The 16,354-nt window shown below is 73.6% G+C and carries 13 protein-coding genes; 5 read left to right on the forward strand and 8 right to left on the reverse strand.

The window, feature by feature from the left end; all coding sequences use genetic code 11:
* Positions 1-10: 10 nt before the first annotated feature.
* Both ABEB06_RS10295 and ABEB06_RS10300 read right to left on the reverse strand, forming a co-directional pair.
* Positions 11-928, reverse strand: coding sequence for an oxidoreductase (locus tag ABEB06_RS10295; RefSeq protein WP_345696517.1), 918 nt, complete (start codon positions 926-928; stop codon positions 11-13).
* 39 nt (positions 929-967) lie between these two features.
* The gene (locus tag ABEB06_RS10300) at positions 968-1,609 is read right to left on the reverse strand and encodes an MBL fold metallo-hydrolase (RefSeq protein ID WP_345696518.1); all 642 of its coding nucleotides are present in this window, start codon (positions 1,607-1,609) and stop codon (positions 968-970) included.
* 62 nt (positions 1,610-1,671) lie between these two features.
* Between ABEB06_RS10300 and ABEB06_RS10305 the strand changes: the two genes are divergently transcribed.
* On the forward strand, positions 1,672-2,088 hold the full coding sequence (locus ABEB06_RS10305; protein ID WP_345696519.1) for a MarR family winged helix-turn-helix transcriptional regulator: 417 nt from the start codon (positions 1,672-1,674) through the stop codon (positions 2,086-2,088).
* 26 nt (positions 2,089-2,114) lie between these two features.
* On the opposite strand, the gene ABEB06_RS39485 is transcribed toward ABEB06_RS10305, so the two are convergent.
* The 4 genes from ABEB06_RS39485 to rpsA all read right to left on the reverse strand — a co-directional run bounded on the left by ABEB06_RS39485 (position 2,115) and on the right by rpsA (position 7,258).
* Positions 2,115-2,276 (reverse strand): aromatic-ring hydroxylase C-terminal domain-containing protein, encoded by a 162-nt coding sequence (locus tag ABEB06_RS39485; RefSeq protein ID WP_345696520.1) that lies wholly within the window; start codon positions 2,274-2,276, stop codon positions 2,115-2,117.
* 173 nt (positions 2,277-2,449) lie between these two features.
* The gene (locus ABEB06_RS10315) at positions 2,450-3,274 is read right to left on the reverse strand and encodes a transglutaminase domain-containing protein (RefSeq protein ID WP_345696521.1); all 825 of its coding nucleotides are present in this window, start codon (positions 3,272-3,274) and stop codon (positions 2,450-2,452) included.
* A 98-nt stretch (positions 3,275-3,372) separates the two neighbouring features.
* A complete protein-coding gene (locus ABEB06_RS10320; RefSeq protein ID WP_345696522.1) occupies positions 3,373-5,601 on the reverse strand; it encodes an MMPL family transporter in 2,229 nt (742 codons plus the stop codon).
* A 166-nt stretch (positions 5,602-5,767) separates the two neighbouring features.
* Positions 5,768-7,258: a 30S ribosomal protein S1 gene (rpsA, locus tag ABEB06_RS10325; protein WP_345696523.1), complete on the reverse strand. Its 1,491-nt coding sequence runs from the start codon at positions 7,256-7,258 to the stop codon at positions 5,768-5,770.
* A 346-nt stretch (positions 7,259-7,604) separates the two neighbouring features.
* Here rpsA and ABEB06_RS10330 point away from each other — a divergent pair, with 346 nt between their 5' ends.
* Together ABEB06_RS10330 and hrpB are read left to right on the forward strand one after the other, a co-directional pair.
* Positions 7,605-8,486, forward strand: coding sequence for a class I SAM-dependent methyltransferase (locus tag ABEB06_RS10330; RefSeq protein ID WP_345696524.1), 882 nt, complete (start codon positions 7,605-7,607; stop codon positions 8,484-8,486).
* A 6-nt stretch (positions 8,487-8,492) separates the two neighbouring features.
* The gene (gene hrpB / locus ABEB06_RS10335) at positions 8,493-11,054 is read left to right on the forward strand and encodes an ATP-dependent helicase HrpB (protein ID WP_345696525.1); all 2,562 of its coding nucleotides are present in this window, start codon (positions 8,493-8,495) and stop codon (positions 11,052-11,054) included.
* On the opposite strand, the gene ABEB06_RS10340 is transcribed toward hrpB, so the two are convergent.
* Positions 11,055-11,654 carry a DinB family protein gene (locus ABEB06_RS10340; RefSeq protein WP_345696526.1) on the reverse strand — a complete coding sequence of 200 codons (600 nt, stop codon included), beginning with the start codon at positions 11,652-11,654 and terminating at the stop codon, positions 11,055-11,057.
* Positions 11,655-12,130: 476 nt separating this feature from the next.
* A complete protein-coding gene (polA, locus tag ABEB06_RS10345) occupies positions 12,131-14,809 on the reverse strand; it encodes a DNA polymerase I (protein WP_345701800.1) in 2,679 nt (892 codons plus the stop codon).
* 208 nt (positions 14,810-15,017) lie between these two features.
* Here polA and ABEB06_RS10350 point away from each other — a divergent pair, with 208 nt between their 5' ends.
* Entirely contained in the window at positions 15,018-15,470 is a 453-nt protein-coding gene (locus ABEB06_RS10350; RefSeq protein WP_345696527.1) for a PaaI family thioesterase, read from the forward strand.
* A 93-nt stretch (positions 15,471-15,563) separates the two neighbouring features.
* Complete coding sequence (locus ABEB06_RS10355; RefSeq protein ID WP_345696528.1) at positions 15,564-16,190, forward strand: hypothetical protein; 627 nt, start codon at positions 15,564-15,566, stop codon at positions 16,188-16,190.
* Positions 16,191-16,354 lie beyond the last annotated feature (164 nt).

Here is a 16,354-nt window from a genome sequence, read left to right on the forward strand (position 1 = left end):
CTACCGGGCACTACCGGGCACCGGCCTCCGGCCCGCCGAGCGCGTCGAGCCGCGCCGTCTCCTCCGCGGTGAGGCGCAGCGCGCCGGCGGCGACGTTCTCGGCCAGGTGGTCGGGGTCGCCGGTGCCCGGGATGGCGAGCACGTTCGCTCCCCGGCCCAGGGTCCAGGCGAGCCGGACCTGGGCCGGGGTGGCGCCGTGGGCCCGCGCGACCTCCTCGACCGCCGGGTACTCGCCGCCGCCCCGGCCGCCCTCGCGGCCGGTGGTCGCGAGGGCGAAGAACGGCACGTAGGCGATGCCCGCCGCCGCGCACTCGCGCACCAGCCCGTCGTCCTCGCGCCGGATGTCGATGCCGTACGGGTTCTGCAGGCACACCACCGGCGCGATCGCCCGGGCCTCGGCCAGGTCCTCGGCGCCGGCGTTGGAGAGACCGAGGTGCCGGATCAGCCCGGCCTGCCGCAACTCGGCGAGCGCGCCGAACAGTTCGGCCGCCGGCGTGGTGCCGCGCGGGCCGAACAGGCGCAGGTTGACCACGTCGAGGTGGTCGCGGCCGAGCTGGCGCAGGTTCTCCTCGACCTGCCCGCGCAGCTGCTCGGGCTTGGCCCCGTACCACTCGCCGGACGGGTCGCGGCCGGGCCCGACCTTGGTGGTGATCACCAGGTCCTCCGGGTACGGCGCCAGCGCCGAATTGATCAGCTCGTTGGCCGAGCGCAGCCGCGAGAAGTAGAACGCCGCCGTGTCGACGTGGTTGACGCCGAGCTCGACGGCCCTGCGCAGCACCGCGATCGCCCGCCCCCGGTCGCTCGGCACTCCCTGGTGGAAGGCGCCGCTGCCGGTGATCCGCATCGCGCCGAAGCCGACCCGGTTCACCTCCAGGTCGCCGAGCCGCCAACTCCCCGCCGCCGCGGCGGTGATCGTCCCCGTTGTCATGATCGCAGTCTGTCACACCGCCCACCGGCCGGGCTGCGGTCAGCCCAGGTCGAGCGACTCGCCGGCCGCGAGCCGGACGAACTCGGCGCCGGTGCCCGGGCCTTCGGGGCCGAGCTGGCGGCCGTGCACCGTCTGCCCGATCTCGCTGAGCACCGCCTCGTGCACCGAGACCGCCCGCACCGGCTTGAACTCACGGACGTAGTCGATGAGTTCGCTGACCTTGGTCCAGGGCGCGCCGATCGGCAGCAGCAGCGTCTCCACGGGGTGGGGCGGCAGGGTGAGCGCGTCACCGGGGTGGAAGAGGGTGCCGTCGAGCAGGAAGCCGATGTTCTTCACCCGGGGGATGTCCGGGTGGATCACGGCATGCCACTCGCCGTGGACGGTGACCGGCAGGCCGTCGACGTCGAAGGCGTCGCCCTCGCCGACCACGGCGACCCGGGCGCCGATGCCGTCCAGCTGGGCGGCGACCGCGCGGTTGGCCCAGATCCGCAGGCCGGGGTTGGCCTCGACGGCGGCGCGCAGCTGCGCCTCGGTGAAGTGGTCGAAGTGCTCGTGGGTGATCAGCACGGCGTCCGCGCCCAGGACGGCCTCGGGCTCGGTGAACGCCCCGGGGTCGATCACCACCACGGTGTCGTCGCGCTCGATCCGTACGCAGGCATGTCCGAACTTGGTGAGTCGCATGTCGAAAACACTACAGCAAGACTGCACAGTTTTGCTGTAGACGGGCGGGCTACACTTCCCCCATGGAGAGCACCGACCCCCTGGAGACCGCCGCCGAACTGCGGCTGGCGATCGGCACCCTGGTCCGTGCCCTGCGGGTGGACGACGTGCTGCCGCAGAACCAGGCCGCCGTCCTCGGCTGGCTGGTCCGCGAGGGGCCCCGCACCACGGCCGAACTCGCCGACCTGCAGCGGGTGCGCCACCAGTCGATGGCCCGCACGGTCGCCCTGCTCACCGACTCCGGCCTGGTCGCCCAGCAGCCGCACCCCACCGACGGCCGCAAGCTGCTGGTCACCGCGACGCAGGCCGGGACCGCCGCGCTGCGCGCGCAGCGGTCCCGCCGCGAGGGGGCCATCGCCGCCGCCATCGCCGACCGGCTCACCCCGGCCGAGCACCGCCGCCTGAGCGAGGCGATCCCACTGCTGCGCCGACTCGTCTGACCGGAGGCGGGCCCGGCGCGGGCGGGCTACCGGGTCCGGACGAACCAGCACCCGACCGCGGCCCGGAGCTCCTCCCGCTCCGCCGCGTGCGGCCCGGCCGGGCCGCACGCCCGCGCCACGCACCCGTCCGGGCGCACCAGCAGTCCGCCCGGCCCGTCCGCGCCGCCGGCCGCCGTGACCACGTCCACCTCGGACCGCCCCTCCGCCAGGAGGCTCCCCTCCCCGGCTGCCCTCCGGTGAGGTCGAGCAGCAACGGCCGCCCGCTCCGAGCGGGTTCCGCCAGCCGCAGCCGAGTGCCGTCCACCTCGACGGACAGCTCCGGCGCGGAGCGGCCCGCCGGCGGGTGCGGCTCGGCAAGTCTTCAGGCGGCGGCGCCGGCCGCCCACCGCCCGAGGACCGGCTCCGCCACCAGCCGGGCGGGCCCGCAGAGCGTCTGGCCGTGCCGCGCGAACAGCTCGTCGCGCGAGTCGAATCGGCCGAGGTCCGCCAGCACGTACGCCGACAGGTCGCAGCCCGCCCCGTCCGCCGGGCACACCGCCGGACCGTCCCAGTCGATCGGGGTCCTGGCCAGCGCCTCGAACAGCGTCTCCGACCCGCGGTTGGCGAACCCGCCACCCGCGAAGCCGCCCTCCGCCGAGCCGTCACCCGCGAAGCCGCCCTCCGCCGAGCCGCCCTCCGCGCCGCGACCCGCGGCCGCGCCGAAGAGCTCGCCGACGGAGACCCAGCCGCCGTCGATCCGGAACTCCGGCCAGGCGAGCACCACCCGGTCCGGGACGATCCGCCGCAGCCGCGGGAAGCGCGGGTACCAGAACGTCCCGTCCACCACCAGTCCGCGGACCCGGGTGGGCACGCCGCCGGCCCGGGCCACGGCCTCCAGGGCCGCCAGCCGCTGGCTGCACGAGCCGCATCCGCGCCGCAGCACCTCGGAGACCGGGCGGAGGTCCTCCACGGAGTACACCGGCCGCACCCGGGCCACGATCAGCCGGTGCGCCCGCCGCAGCCGCTCCACCGGCGGGCCCTCGTCCCCCACCGCCCGGACCAGCGCCCGCACCCCGGGGTGCTCGCGGTCCAGGATCGGCGTCGGCGCGGTCCCGCCCCCCACCTCGACCGCTCCCGCCTCGGCCGCCCCCGCCGGGCCGAGGTCCGTCCTCGCGCGCCACCACGGCGTCAGCACCGCACACGTCATGCCCCGCACCCCCCTCGACCCGGGACCGCCCCGGGTCGAGGCCCATCGTCGCAGCATTTTTGAACACGTTCAACTATGCCGCGCCGGCTGCGGGCCGATCAGTGCGCCCCGACCCCCGCCAGCTCGCGCTCCTCCTCCGCCACCCGCGGCGCCGGCAGGGTCGCCGGGGTCAGCGGCGGCAGCGTGACGTGCTCGCTCAGGCCGATGATCCGGTGCAGGCGGCGCAGCGGCGCCGGCGCCCACCAGTTGAGCTTGCCGAACAGCGACATGGTGGCCGGCACCAGCAGGCAGCGGACCAGGGTGGCGTCGACCGCGACGGCCACCGCCAGCGCGATGCCCATCTGCTTGACCATGAGCATCTGCCCGGCCGCGAACCCGGCGAAGACGATCACCATCAGCAGTCCGGCCGAGGTGATGATCCGGCCGCTGCGCTGCAGGCCGAGCTGCACCGCCCGGTGGCAGTCGTACCCCTGGTCGTGGAGTTCCTTGATCCGCGAGAGCAGGAAGACCTCGTAGTCCATCGACAGCCCGAAGGCGAAGGCGAACACCAGTACCGGGATGTACGTCTCCAGCCCGCCGGTCGGCGTGAAGCCGAGCAGGCCGCTGAAGTAGCCGTGCTGGAAGACCAGGGTCAGCGCGCCGAGCGACGCGCCCAGCGAGAGCACGTTCATCAGCAGCGCCTTGATCGGCATCACCACCGAGCCGGTCATCATGAACAGCAGCACCAGCGTCCCGGCCGCGACCAGGCCGAGCGCCCACGGCCCGCGGGTGGTGATCTCGTGCTGGAAGTCGACCAGCGAGGCGGCGTCCCCGGTGACGTAGGTCTTCAGGCCGCCGCGGTCGGCGCGGAGCTCCTTGACCACGGTCTTCGCCTGGTCGCCCTGCGGGTCGCCCTGCACCAGGACCTCGACGGTGGAGACTCCGGTGTCGGCGCCGACCGGCGTCACGGCCCGCACCCCGCTGACGCCGGGCAGCTTGCTGACCACGGTGTCCGCGTAGTTCTGCGCGGCGGCCGCGTCGCCCTCGACCACCACGGTGACCGGGGCCGGCACCTGGCCGGGGAAGCGCTGCTCGACGGTCTCGGCGACCTGGCGCGAGGAGAAGCTCTTCGGCAGCACGTCGGCGCCGGAGTTCTTGAAGTTCGAGCCGAGGAACGGCGCGCCGGCGGCCAGCAGCAGCGCGATGCAGGCCAGCATCACGGGGACGGCGCGCTTCTGCACCCGCCGGACGGTCCGCGAGAAGAAGCCCTCGTCGGGCACCGGCGAGGTCGGCGCCTTGATCCGCTTGCCGACGAAGCCCAGCAGCGCGGGGACCAGGGTGAGCGCCGCCGCGACGGCGATCACCACCACGCTCACGCCCGCCGCGGCGACCGCCCGGAACACCGGGCTGGTGAAGACGAACAGACCGCTCAGTGCGACGGCCACGGTCAGGCCGGAGAAGGCGACCGTCCGGCCGGCGGTGGCGGCGGTCCGCTCGACGGCCTGGGCGATGGTGGCGCCGTGGCCGCGCTCCTCGCGGAAGCGGTTGACGATCAGCAGCGCGTAGTCGATCGACAAGCCGAGGCCCAGCACGGTGGCGATCGGCAGGACGCTGGTGTCCATGTCCATGATCCGGCTGAAGCCGAACATGGCGAGCAGGGCGCCGCCCACCGAGGCGATCGCGCCGATGCCGGGCAGTCCGGCCGCGGCGAGGCCGCCGAAGACCAGCACCATGACGATCAGCGTCAACGGCAGGGTGACGATCTCGCCGAAACGGGTGTCGGCCTCGGTCTGCTTCTTGACCTCGTCCTGCAGCACCAGGTCGCCGCCGACCGTGACGTGCGCGCCACCGGCGTCGATGTGCTCCAGGCGGTCGGTGACCGCGGCGAGCTGGGCGGTGGTGGAGGCGTCCGCCATCTTCACCGAGACCAGCGAGGCGTTGCCGTCGCCCGCGGTCAGCTGCCCGCCGGCGGAGTAGGTGTCGACGACCGAGGAGACGCCCGGCAGGGCGGCGATGTCGGCGGTGGCGGCCTGCACGGCCCGCTGGACGGCCGGGTCGCTCGCGGGTGCCCCGTCCACGACGGCGGTGAGGCTGCCCAGGGCCGGGTCGGCGGTCTCCACGACCGAGGTGCCGCGGGCCGATTCGGAGCCGCCGGAGCCGGTGGCGGCCACCGAGCCCTCGAAGACCCGGCCCCCGATCAGGACGCCGGCGGCCAGGACGAGCGCCCAAAAGGCGAGGACCCAACGACGGTGGCGGAAGCACGCTCGACCGAGGGCGGCGAGCCGGCCGCTGACCTGGTGCTCAGCGGTAGTGCGGGCGTTGCGCATGTACTGGAGCCTTTCGGACAACTCCTCTCAATGTAGGTGTGAATGCACGTTCGTCCTATAGAAGGACGATGAGCCCCATCTCACAATTTCCTTCACATAAAGAACATGTAAGAAAAGCAAAACCCCCACCCGGCGAACCGGGTGGGGGTTTCTCAGCTATTCAGCCGCGAGGCTGTTCAGCGGGCGATCAGCTCTGGCCGCCGGCCAGCTTCTCGCGCAGGGCGGCGAGCGCCTCGTCCGAAGCGAGAGCGCCGGAGCCCTCGTCGCTCGAGGAGGAGTACGAACCGCCACCGGAGACCGGGGCCTCCTCGCCGGCCTCGGCGGCAGCGGCGGCGTCGGCCTCACGGCTCTTGATGACCTGGGCCTGGTGCTGCTCGAAGCGGGCCTGCGCCTCGGCGTACTGGCGCTCCCACTCCTCACGCTGCTTCTCGTAGCCGGGCAGCCAGTCGTTCGCCTCGGGGTCGAAGCCCTCCGGGTAGATGTAGTTGCCCTGGTCGTCGTACGAGGCGGCCATGCCGTACAGGGTCGGGTCGAACTCGACCGACGCCGGGTCGGCACCGAGGGACTCGTTGGCCTGCTTCAGCGAGAGGCTGATGCGACGACGCTCGAGGTCGATGTCGATGACCTTGACGAAGATCTCGTCGCCGACCTGGACGACCTGCTCCGGGATCTCGACGTGGCGCTCGGCCAGCTCGGAGATGTGGACCAGGCCCTCGATGCCCTCGTCCACGCGGACGAACGCACCGAACGGAACCAGCTTGGTGACCTTGCCGGGGACGACCTGGCCGATCTGGTGGGTCCGGGCGAACTGCTGCCACGGGTCCTCCTGGGTCGCCTTCAGCGACAGGGAGACGCGCTCGCGGTCCATGTCCACGTCGAGAACCTCGACGGTGACCTCCTGGCCGACCTCGACGACCTCGGACGGGTGGTCGATGTGCTTCCAGGACAGCTCGGAGACGTGCACCAGACCGTCGACGCCACCCAGGTCCACGAAGGCACCGAAGTTGACGATCGAGGAGACGACGCCGGAGCGCACCTGGCCCTTCTGGAGGGTGGTGAGGAAGGTCTGGCGGACCTCGCTCTGGGTCTGCTCGAGCCAGGCACGGCGGGACAGGACCACGTTGTTGCGGTTCTTGTCCAGCTCGATGATCTTGGCCTCGAGCTCCTTGCCGACGTACGGCTGGAGGTCGCGGACACGGCGCATCTCGACCAGCGAGGCCGGGAGGAAGCCGCGGAGGCCGATGTCGAGGATGAGACCACCCTTGACGACCTCGATGACGGTACCGGTGACGATGCCGTCCTCTTCCTTGATCTTCTCGATCGTGCCCCAGGCACGCTCGTACTGAGCGCGCTTCTTGGACAGGATCAGGCGACCCTCCTTGTCCTCCTTCTGGAGGACCAGGGCCTCGATGTTGTCACCAACGGAGACAACCTCGTGGGGGTCGACGTCGTGCTTGATCGAGAGCTCGCGAGACGGGATGACACCCTCGGTCTTGTAACCGATGTCGAGGAGCACCTCGTCACGGTCGACCTTCACGATGACGCCCTCAACGATGTCGCCATCGTTGAAGTACTTGATGGTCTCGTCAATGGCGGCGAGGAAGGCCTCGGCGTCGCCGATGTCGTTGACCGCAACCTGCGGGGTGGTGCTGACAGAGGTGTCGGTGGGGCTCGTCATTAGGAAAAGGGCTCCGGTACGGACATGAAGTCGTAGGTAATGCCACGCGGAGGGCCCGTATCGCTCCCACCGAAAGCCGGACAGCCCAGAACACGGCACACCGAAAGTCCCGGAATCCGGGTTCGGTGTCCGTCTAACGACCGTGGGGTCTTCGACAGATGCGAGCGCGACCTGCTCCGTCCGAGGCGCGCAGGCCCGCAGCGCAACTTGTAGCATACGGGGACACCCGGGCACGGTCAACGCCGAAGCGGCGAGACGGTAGAGGCCGGGACAGATCAGGCCATATCCTCCGAATGCGCCAGTGGCGCTTCCGCACTCCATAGCCTACGCGACAGGTTCTATGATCTTGGCCACCACCCCCGGCTCCACGCCCCAGGACTTCACCGACCTCGACGAGCTCGCCCGGCTCAGCCCGTACGAGGACGAGGACGACGGCGACGACGCCGTCCGCCGGGAGGCCGCCGCGGACGAGTCCAGCCGGGCCAGCCGGCACTGGTGGGACCGCAACGCCGACGAGTACCAGGACGAGCACGGCGAGTTCCTCGGCGACGACCGCTTCACCTGGTGCCCCGAGGGCCTGGACGAGGCCGACGTCCGCCTGCTCGGCGAGGTGGCCGGCAAGGACGTGCTGGAGCTCGGCGCCGGCGCCGCCCAGTGCTCCCGCTGGCTCGCCGCCCAGGGGGCCCGTCCGGTCGCGCTCGACATCTCCTACCGGCAGCTCCAGCACTCCCGCCGGATCGACCTCGGCCGCGGCGCCGAGCCGGTCGCGGTGGTGCAGGCCGACGCCGCCGTCCTCCCCTTCGCCGACGGCGCCTTCGACCTGGCCTGCTCGGCGTACGGCGCGGTGCCGTTCAGCGCCGACACCGCCGCCCTGATGCGCGAGGTCCACCGGGTGCTGCGGCCCGGCGGGCGCTGGGTCTTCTCGGTCACCCACCCGATCCGCTGGGCCTTCCCGGACGACGCCGGGGTCGAGGGCCTGACGGTGAGCGCCTCCTACTTCGACCGCACGCCCTACGTCGAGCAGGACGACCAGGGGCGCGCCACCTACGTCGAGCACCACCGGACGGTCGGCGACCGGGTCCGCGAACTGGTCGGCGCCGGGTTCCGGCTGCTCGACCTGGTCGAGCCCGAGTGGCCCGCCGGCCACGAGCAGGAGTGGGGCGGCTGGAGCCCGCTGCGCGGCCGGCTGATCCCCGGCACCGCGATCTTCGTCGCCGAGCGGGGCTGACCGCCGGTGCGCACGGTGGGGCTCGACCTGCCCGTCCGCACGGCCGTCCCCGCGCTGCACGCCGCACTCGCCGACCGCGGGTGCGCCGTGCTGTCCGCGCCGCCCGGGACCGGCAAGACCACCCTGGTGCCGCTGGCCCTGGCCGGGCTGGTGGACGGCCTGGCCGGGCCCGCGCGCCGGGTGCTGGTCGCCGAGCCCCGGCGCCTCGCGGTCCGGGCCGCCGCCCGCCGGATGGCCTGGCTGCTCGGCGAACCGGTCGGCGAGAGGGTCGGCTTCACCGTGCGCGGCGAACGGCGCGCCTGCGCCGCCACCGTCATCGAGGTGGTCACCACCGGCGTCCTGCTGCAGCGCCTCCAGCGCGACCAGGAGCTGCCCGGCGTCGACGTGGTCGTCCTCGACGAGTGCCACGAACGACACCTGGACGCCGACACCGCGCTCGCCTTCCTGCTGGACGTCCGCGCGGCCCTGCGGCCCGAGCTCGAACTGGTCTGCGCCTCCGCCACCTCCGACACCGGCGCCTGGTCCGAGCTGCTCGGCGGCGCGCCGGTGGTGGCCGCCGAGGGCGTCTCCCACCCGGTCGAGGTGGTGTGGGCACCCCCGCCGCGCGCCGTCCGCCCGCCGCAGGGCACCCGCACCGACCCCGCACTGCTCGACCACGTCGCCGCCACCGTCCGCCGGGCCCTCGCCGAGCGGGACGGCGACGTGCTCTGCTTCCTGCCCGGCGTCGGCGAGATCGCCCGCGTCGCCGACCGGCTGCGGGTCGACGCCGAGGTCCTGCAACTCCACGGACAGGCCCCGCAGGCCGTCCAGGACGCGGCCCTGAGCGCGGGCGAACGGCGCCGGGTGATCCTGGCGACCTCGGTGGCCGAGTCCTCGCTGACCGTCCCCGGGGTCAGGGTGGTGGTGGACGCCGGACTCGCCCGGGAGCCGCGCACCGACCACGCCCGCGGACTCGCCGGGCTGGTCACCGTCCGCGCCTCGCTCGCCGCCGCGCGGCAGCGCGCCGGACGTGCCGGACGCGAGGCGCCCGGCACGGTGTACCGCTGCTGGGCGGAGGTCGAGGACGCCCGCGCCGCCCGCTTCCCGACCCCCGAGATCGCCCTCGCCGACCTCACCTCCTTCGCCCTCCAGGCCGCCTGCTGGGGCGACCCCAACGCCCGCACCCTCGCCCTGCCGGACGCCCCGCCCGCCGGCGCGATGGCCGCCGCCCGCGGCGTGCTCACCGCGCTCGGCGCCGTCGACCGCGACGGCCGCGCCACCGAGCGCGGCCACCGCATCGCCCGCACCGGCCTCCACCCGCGGCTCGCCCGCGCCCTGCTCGACGCCGCCGGCACGGTCGGCCCCCGGGCCGCCGCCGACCTCGTCGCGCTCCTGTCCGAGGAGCCCCCGCGGGCCATGGGCGACGACCTCCACGCGATCCTGACCGCCCTCCGCGCCCGCCCCGACGACCCGTACGCCCGCCGCTGGCGCGCCGAGTCCGGCAGGCTGCGCGCCCAGTTGCAGGGCCGCGGGGGCCCCGCCGCGGGAGGGGCCGACGGCGCCCGCCCCCGGCCGGACGTCCCGCCCCCGGCGGGCTCCGCACCGACGGCCGGCCACGCCGCGCTCGTGGTCGCGCTGGCCCACCCCGAGCGGATCGCGCGGGCGCGCGGGCCGCAGGGCCCGTACCTGATGGCCTCCGGGACGGCCGCCGAGCTCGCGCCCGACTCCCGGCTCGGGGGCACGGAGTGGCTGGCGATCGCCGTCGCCGACCGGCCGGCCGGTTCGCCGTCGGCGCGGGTGCAGCGGGCCGTCGCCCTCGACGAGGCCACCGCGCGGCGCGCCGCCGCGCCGCTGCTGACCTCCCGCGAGGAGGTCGAGTGGTCGACGCGCGGCGGCGACGTGGTCGCCCGCCGGGTCGACGCGCTCGGCGCGATCGAACTCGCGGCCGACCGGCTCGACGCCCCCGCGCCGGCGCTGCTCCGGTCCGCCCTCCTCGACGGGCTCGCCCGCGAGGGCGTCACCGCCCTGCTCGGCTGGCCGCCGGCCGCCGCCTCGCTGCGCGAACGCCTGGCCTTCCTGCACCGCGTGCTCGGCGCCCCCTGGCCGGACGTCGCCGACGACGCGCTGCTGCTGGCCGCCGACGACTGGCTGGAGCCGGAGCTCTCCCGGGCCCGGCGCCGCGCCGACCTCCAGCGCATCGACACCGCGGGCGCGTTGCAGCGGCTGCTGCCGTGGGCGAGCGGCCAGGCGGGCCGGCTGGACGAGCTCGCCCCGGAGCGGATCACCGTCCCCAGCGGCTCCCGGATCCGGGTCGACTACACCGGCGACCGGCCCGTCCTGGCGGTCAAGCTCCAGGAGCTGTTCGGCTGGCAGGCCGCCCCGGCCCTGGCCGGCGGCCGGGTGCCGCTCACTGTGCACCTGCTCTCCCCCGCCGGCCGGCCGGCGGCCGTCACCGGCGACCTGGCCGGCTTCTGGCGCGAGGGGTACAAGGCGGTCCGCGCCGAACTCCGCGGCCGCTACCCCCGCCACCCGTGGCCCGAGGACCCGACCACCGCCGAACCCACCCGCCGCACCAACGCCCGCCGGTGACTACCGCCCGGCCGCGCGCTCCTCGGCGGTCTGCGCCCCGGCCGGCCGCCACGGCTCGAACCAGGGGTCGGGCCAGCTCTCCGCCGCGGCCATCAGCGGGTAGAGCGTCGCGCCGTCGATCGTCTCGCGGATGATGTCCGCGTGGCCGCCGTGCCGGGCGGTCTCCTCGATCAGGTGCAGCAGCACCCAGCGGACCGACCACTGCGTGACGTCGGCGGAGATCCAGACCTGCCCCGGCGGCACCGGCACCGGCCGGCCGAGGTCGGTGATCCCGGCGAGGGCCGCGTCCGTCTCCGCGGTGGCCGCCCGGTAGTCGGCCAGCGCCCCGGCGAGCGTCTCGTCGGGGCCGAGGACGAACTCGTCGTCCTCCGCGTCCGGCTGCGTGCGCTCGCGCTGCAGGACGAGGTCCGTCCAGCCGCGCTCGCACCGGGCGGCGTGCTTGATCAGGCCGCCGATGGTCAACTCGCTCGCGGCCGCCGCCGTCCGGGCCTGGTCCTCCGTCAACCCGTGCGCGGCGACCCGCAGCAGCCGCCGCTGCTGGTCGAGGAAGGCGATGAGCCCCGAACGCTCGTCGGCGACGGGAGGAGCGAGACCCGGCATGAAGCAACTCCTTGCAGAGACTTTCAGAAAGTTTCAGCAAATTATTTCGCGCGCGCCCGGCGGACGGCAAGGGACGACGGTCGGCGGTTTTCAGTGGGCCGGCGTCGGCGAGGAGGGGTGCCCGGTGGTGTCCGACGCGGCTGCGGCGACAGGCCGAGGATCGGGGAGCAGACGGCGACGCCCGGACCGCCGTACGTACAGGTCGAGGGCGCCGGGCGGTTGTCGCAGTTGCAGTTGTTGCCGGCGTGATCCGGGTGCGCGGCGTCCGGCCGGCCCGGCTGCCGCCGGGCTGCTCGGCGCGGCGGCGGGGGCGGCGGGCGGGGTGGAGCAGCCGCGGCTCGTGCCCGTCATCGCCCACGCGGCTGCGCCGCTCAGGTCCCCGTGGGGGCGGAGGTCTGGGCGGCATCCCAGCGATCACGGCCGGACGCCCCGCTCGTGAGGGGGCGTCCGGCCGCGGTCGGGCTCGCGGGCGCGGGTCAGTGCGCGGCGGCCTCCCAGTTCGGGCCGACGCCGACGGAGACGTCCAGCGGGGCGCGGAGCGGGTAGGCGCCGGCCATCTGCTCGCGGACCAGGGCCTCGACCTGCTCCCGCTCGCCGGGGGCGAGTTCGAGCACGATTTCGTCGTGGACCTGGAGCAGCATCCGGGAGGAGAGCTTGGCGTCGGTGAGCGCCCGGTCGACCTTGAGCATGGCGATCTTGACGATGTCGGCGGCGGAGCCCTGGATCGGGGCGTTGAGGGCCATCCGCTCGGCCATCTCGCGGCGCTGCCGGTTGTCGCTGGTGAGGTCGGGCAGGTAGCGGCGGCGGCCGAGCAGGGTCTCGGTGTACCCGACGGCGCGGGCGTCCTCCACGACGTCGCGCAGGTAGTCGCGGACGCCGCCGAAGCGCTCGAAGTAGGTGTCCATCAGGCCCTGGGCCTCAGCGGGCTTGATGCCGAGCTGCTGGGAGAGGCCGTAGGCGGAGAGACCGTAGGCGAGGCCGTAGGACATCGCCTTGATCTTGCGGCGCATCTCGGCGTCGACCGCCTCCGGGGCGACCTCGAAGACCTGGGAGGCGACGGTGGTGTGCAGGTCCTCGCCGCTCTCGAAGGCCTCGATCAGCGCGGCGTCCTCGGAGAGGTGGGCCATGATGCGCAGCTCGATCTGCGAGTAGTCGGCGGTGAGCAGCGACTCGTACCCGTGGCCGACCACGAAGGCGCGGCGGATGGCCCGGCCCTCCTCGGTGCGGACCGGGATGTTCTGCAGGTTCGGGTCCTGGGAGGAGAGTCGGCCGGTGGCGGCGACCATCTGGTTGAAGGTGGTGTGGATCCGGCCCTGCGGGGAGACGGTCTTGAGCAGGCCCTCGACGGTGGTGCGCAGCTTGGCCTGGTCGCGGTGGCGGAGCAGGATGACCGGGAGCTCGTTCTCGGTCTGGGTGGCGAGCCAGGTCAGGGCGTCGGCGTCGGTGGTGTAGCCGGTCTTGATCTTCTTGGTCTTGGGCAGGCCGAGGTCGCCGAAGAGGACCTCCTGGAGCTGCTTGGGCGAGCCGAGGTTGAAGGGGCGGCCGGCGGCCGCGTGGGCCTCCTCGACGCAGCGCTGGATCTCGACGGCGAACTGCGCCTCCAGGCCGGTGAGCCAGGCCCGGTCGGCGGCGATGCCGTAGCGCTCCATCCGGGCCAGCAGTTCGGCGATCGGCAGCTCCATGTCGTGGAACAGCTCCACGGCGCCGACCTCGGCGAGCCGGGTCTCGAAGAGCGCGGCCAGGTCGAGGGTCGCGCGGGCCTGGGTCATCAGGGCCTGGGCGCCGGCGGTGGCGTCCTCCTCCTCGGCGTCGAAGGTGAGCTGGCCGGTCTCGACGGCGGCGGCGGGGGCGAGCGAGCGGGCCAGGTACTCCTCGGCGAGGACGTCGAGGGTGAAGGTGCGGCGGCCGGGCTTCTCCAGGTACGCCGCGAGGGCGGTGTCGGCGGTGATGCCGGCGATCTGCCAGCCCTGCTCGGCGAAGGCGCGCATCACGTGCTTGGCGATGTGCAGGGCCTTGGGGCGGGTGGGGTCGGCGAGCCAGGCGGTGAACGCGCGGTCGTCTGCCTCCTCCAGGCCCGCCGGGTCGAACCAGGCGGCGGTCTCGGCGGTGGCGAGCGCGACCTCCTGCACCCGGCCGGTGCCGAGCGCCCAGTCGTAGACGGCGGCGACGGCGGTCAGGCCCTTGCCGTGCTCGTCCAGCCAGGCCGCGAGGGCGCCGGGGACGGTGAGCAGCTCGCCGTCGACCTCGATGCCGGGCGCGGCCTCGGCGGTCTCGGTGCTCCGCCCGGCGCCGGGGTCGATGCCGTGGACGCGCTCGCGGAAGTTGGGGTTTCGGAACTCCAGCGCCTCCAGGATCTGCGAGACCGCCTCGCCGTCGAACGCGGTGCGCTCCAGGTCCGGGACGCCGAGCGGCAGTTCGACGTCGCGGACCAGCTCGGTGAGCACCCGGTTGCGCTTGACCGAGTCGAGGTGCTCGCGCAGCTTCTCGCCGATCTTGCCCTTGACCTCGTCGGCGCGGGTGATCAGCTCGTCGAAGGAGCCGAACTGGTTGACCCACTTGGCGGCGGTCTTCTCGCCGACGCCGGGGATGCCGGGCAGGTTGTCGGACGGGTCGCCGCGCAGCGCCGCGAGGTCCGGGTACTGGCTCGGCAGGACGCCGTACTTCTCCTGGACCTTCTCCGGGGTGTACCGGGTCAGCTCGGAGACGCCCTTGGTCGGGTAGAGGACGGTGACGTGCTCGTCGACCAGCTGGAGCGAGTCACGGTCGCCGGTGACCACCAGGACCTCGAAGCCCTCGGCCGCGGCGGCGGTGGCCAGGGTGGCGATGATGTCGTCGGCCTCGAAGCCCTCGGCGGTGATCCGCGGGACGCGCATGGCGTCGAGCAGCTCGCCGATCAGCGGGACCTGGCTCTTGAACTCGTCGGGCGTCTTGGCGCGGTTGGCCTTGTAGTCGGGGAACTCGACGGAGCGGAAGGTCTGCCGGGAGAGGTCGAAGGCGACCGCGAGGTGGGTGGGCGCCTCGTCCCGCACGGTGTTGGCGAGCATCGAGGCGAAGCCGTAGACCGCGTTGGTGGGTTGACCGGTGGTGGTGTTGAAGTTCTCCACGGGCAGGGCGAAGAACGCCCGGTAGGCCATCGAATGCCCGTCCAGCAGCATCAGCCGGGGCCGGACGGCCGCCTTCTTGCCTGCACTCTGCGTAGCCACGTCAACGTCCCGTCCTGCCGGTTCCACTGCCAGGGACAGATCCTATGGCCCGGCACCGACAGCGGACGCAAGGACGCAAACCGCCCGTTCCTACCGGTGGGTACACGGTCGTACGATCACAGTCGACACGAGCTGTGCACCCTCGATCGGCAGGAGCACCATGACCGACCCGGCCCCCGTCCTCAACGTGCCCCAGGACGTCCTCGACCACTTCGCCAAGCTGGGGGTGAGCGCGGAGACCTTCTCCGGCGGGCACCTGGGCGACAAGCTCGGCATCCGGATCGTCGAGGCCTCGCCGGACCGGGTGGTGGGCACCATGCCGGTCGACGGCAACCAGCAGCCGTACGGTCTGCTGCACGGCGGCGCCTCGGCGGCGCTGGCGGAGACCCTGGGCTCGATCGGCGCGATGCTGCACGCCGGCCCGGGCCGCTACGCGGTGGGCGTCGACCTGAACGCGACCCACCACCGCTCGGCGATGTCCGGGCTGGTCACGGGCGTGGCGACGGCGGTGTTCAAGGGCCGGACGGCGGCCACCTACGAGGTCGCGATCACCGACGACACCGGCAAGCGGATCACCAGCTGCCGGCTCACCTGCATGCTGCGCGACCTGTAGGAACGAAGCCCGCCACCCCCTCGCCGGTTTGGCCGGACGCCGTCACGGGCACCTCCTGGCTGCGATTCGACGGCGACGCGAGGGGGCGGTGGCATGGCCGGTGGGCGGGAACCGCCCGGTGCGGGCCACGGCTTCCTCGGCCCGGTGGAGGCGGGTGACGGCTCGACCTCCCCGCTGCCCCCGCCGCGTCCGCCCGCCCCGCTCCTGACCCGACGCCAGAAGTGCCGGCTGGCCGCGCTGCTGCTCGCGCTGGCCACCGCGGCGACGGTCCGGCACGCGGCGCACCGGCCGGACCACGCGGCCAACTCCCCGCCGCCGCCCCACCCCTCGCAGGTGGCCCGGTTCTCCTACCAGGGCCCGTCCGCGCAGGACCCGCAGGCCTTCGCCTTCCGCCTCTCGGCGCACAACGACGGGCCGGTGCCGCTGGAGCTGCTGGGGATCAGCCAGGGCTACCGCGGGCTGCGGCTGGAGGTGACGGGTTCGCTGCCCCGCACCCTGGCGCCGGACGGGGACGCCCTCCTGCTGGTCACGCTGCGGGTGACCGACTGCTCGGCGGCGCCGGCGGAGGCCTCACTGCCTTACCTGGATGTAACGCTGCGTAACACGCGCGCCATGCAGACCGTCAGCCAGATCCTCGGCGCGGCCTACGCGCGCGACCTGTCCGCGAGCATCCGTCTGGCCTGCCCGGATTCCCGATATTCGGACGCACGCGACCAGTGATCCCCACCCGAACACTGCAGTTCGATTATCGGACATTCGTTGCGTGACCAGGGCTTTGGCCTGCAAGCGCATTCGGAGAGTGAGACGGAGCCCGGAATCACGGGCCCCAGGAGGGTCGGATGACCACCATGTGAGATTTCTTCAGGGGGTACTCATAACAAGAG

It is taken from the genome of Kitasatospora terrestris (genome assembly GCF_039542905.1).
Classification (GTDB): domain Bacteria; phylum Actinomycetota; class Actinomycetes; order Streptomycetales; family Streptomycetaceae; genus Kitasatospora; species Kitasatospora terrestris.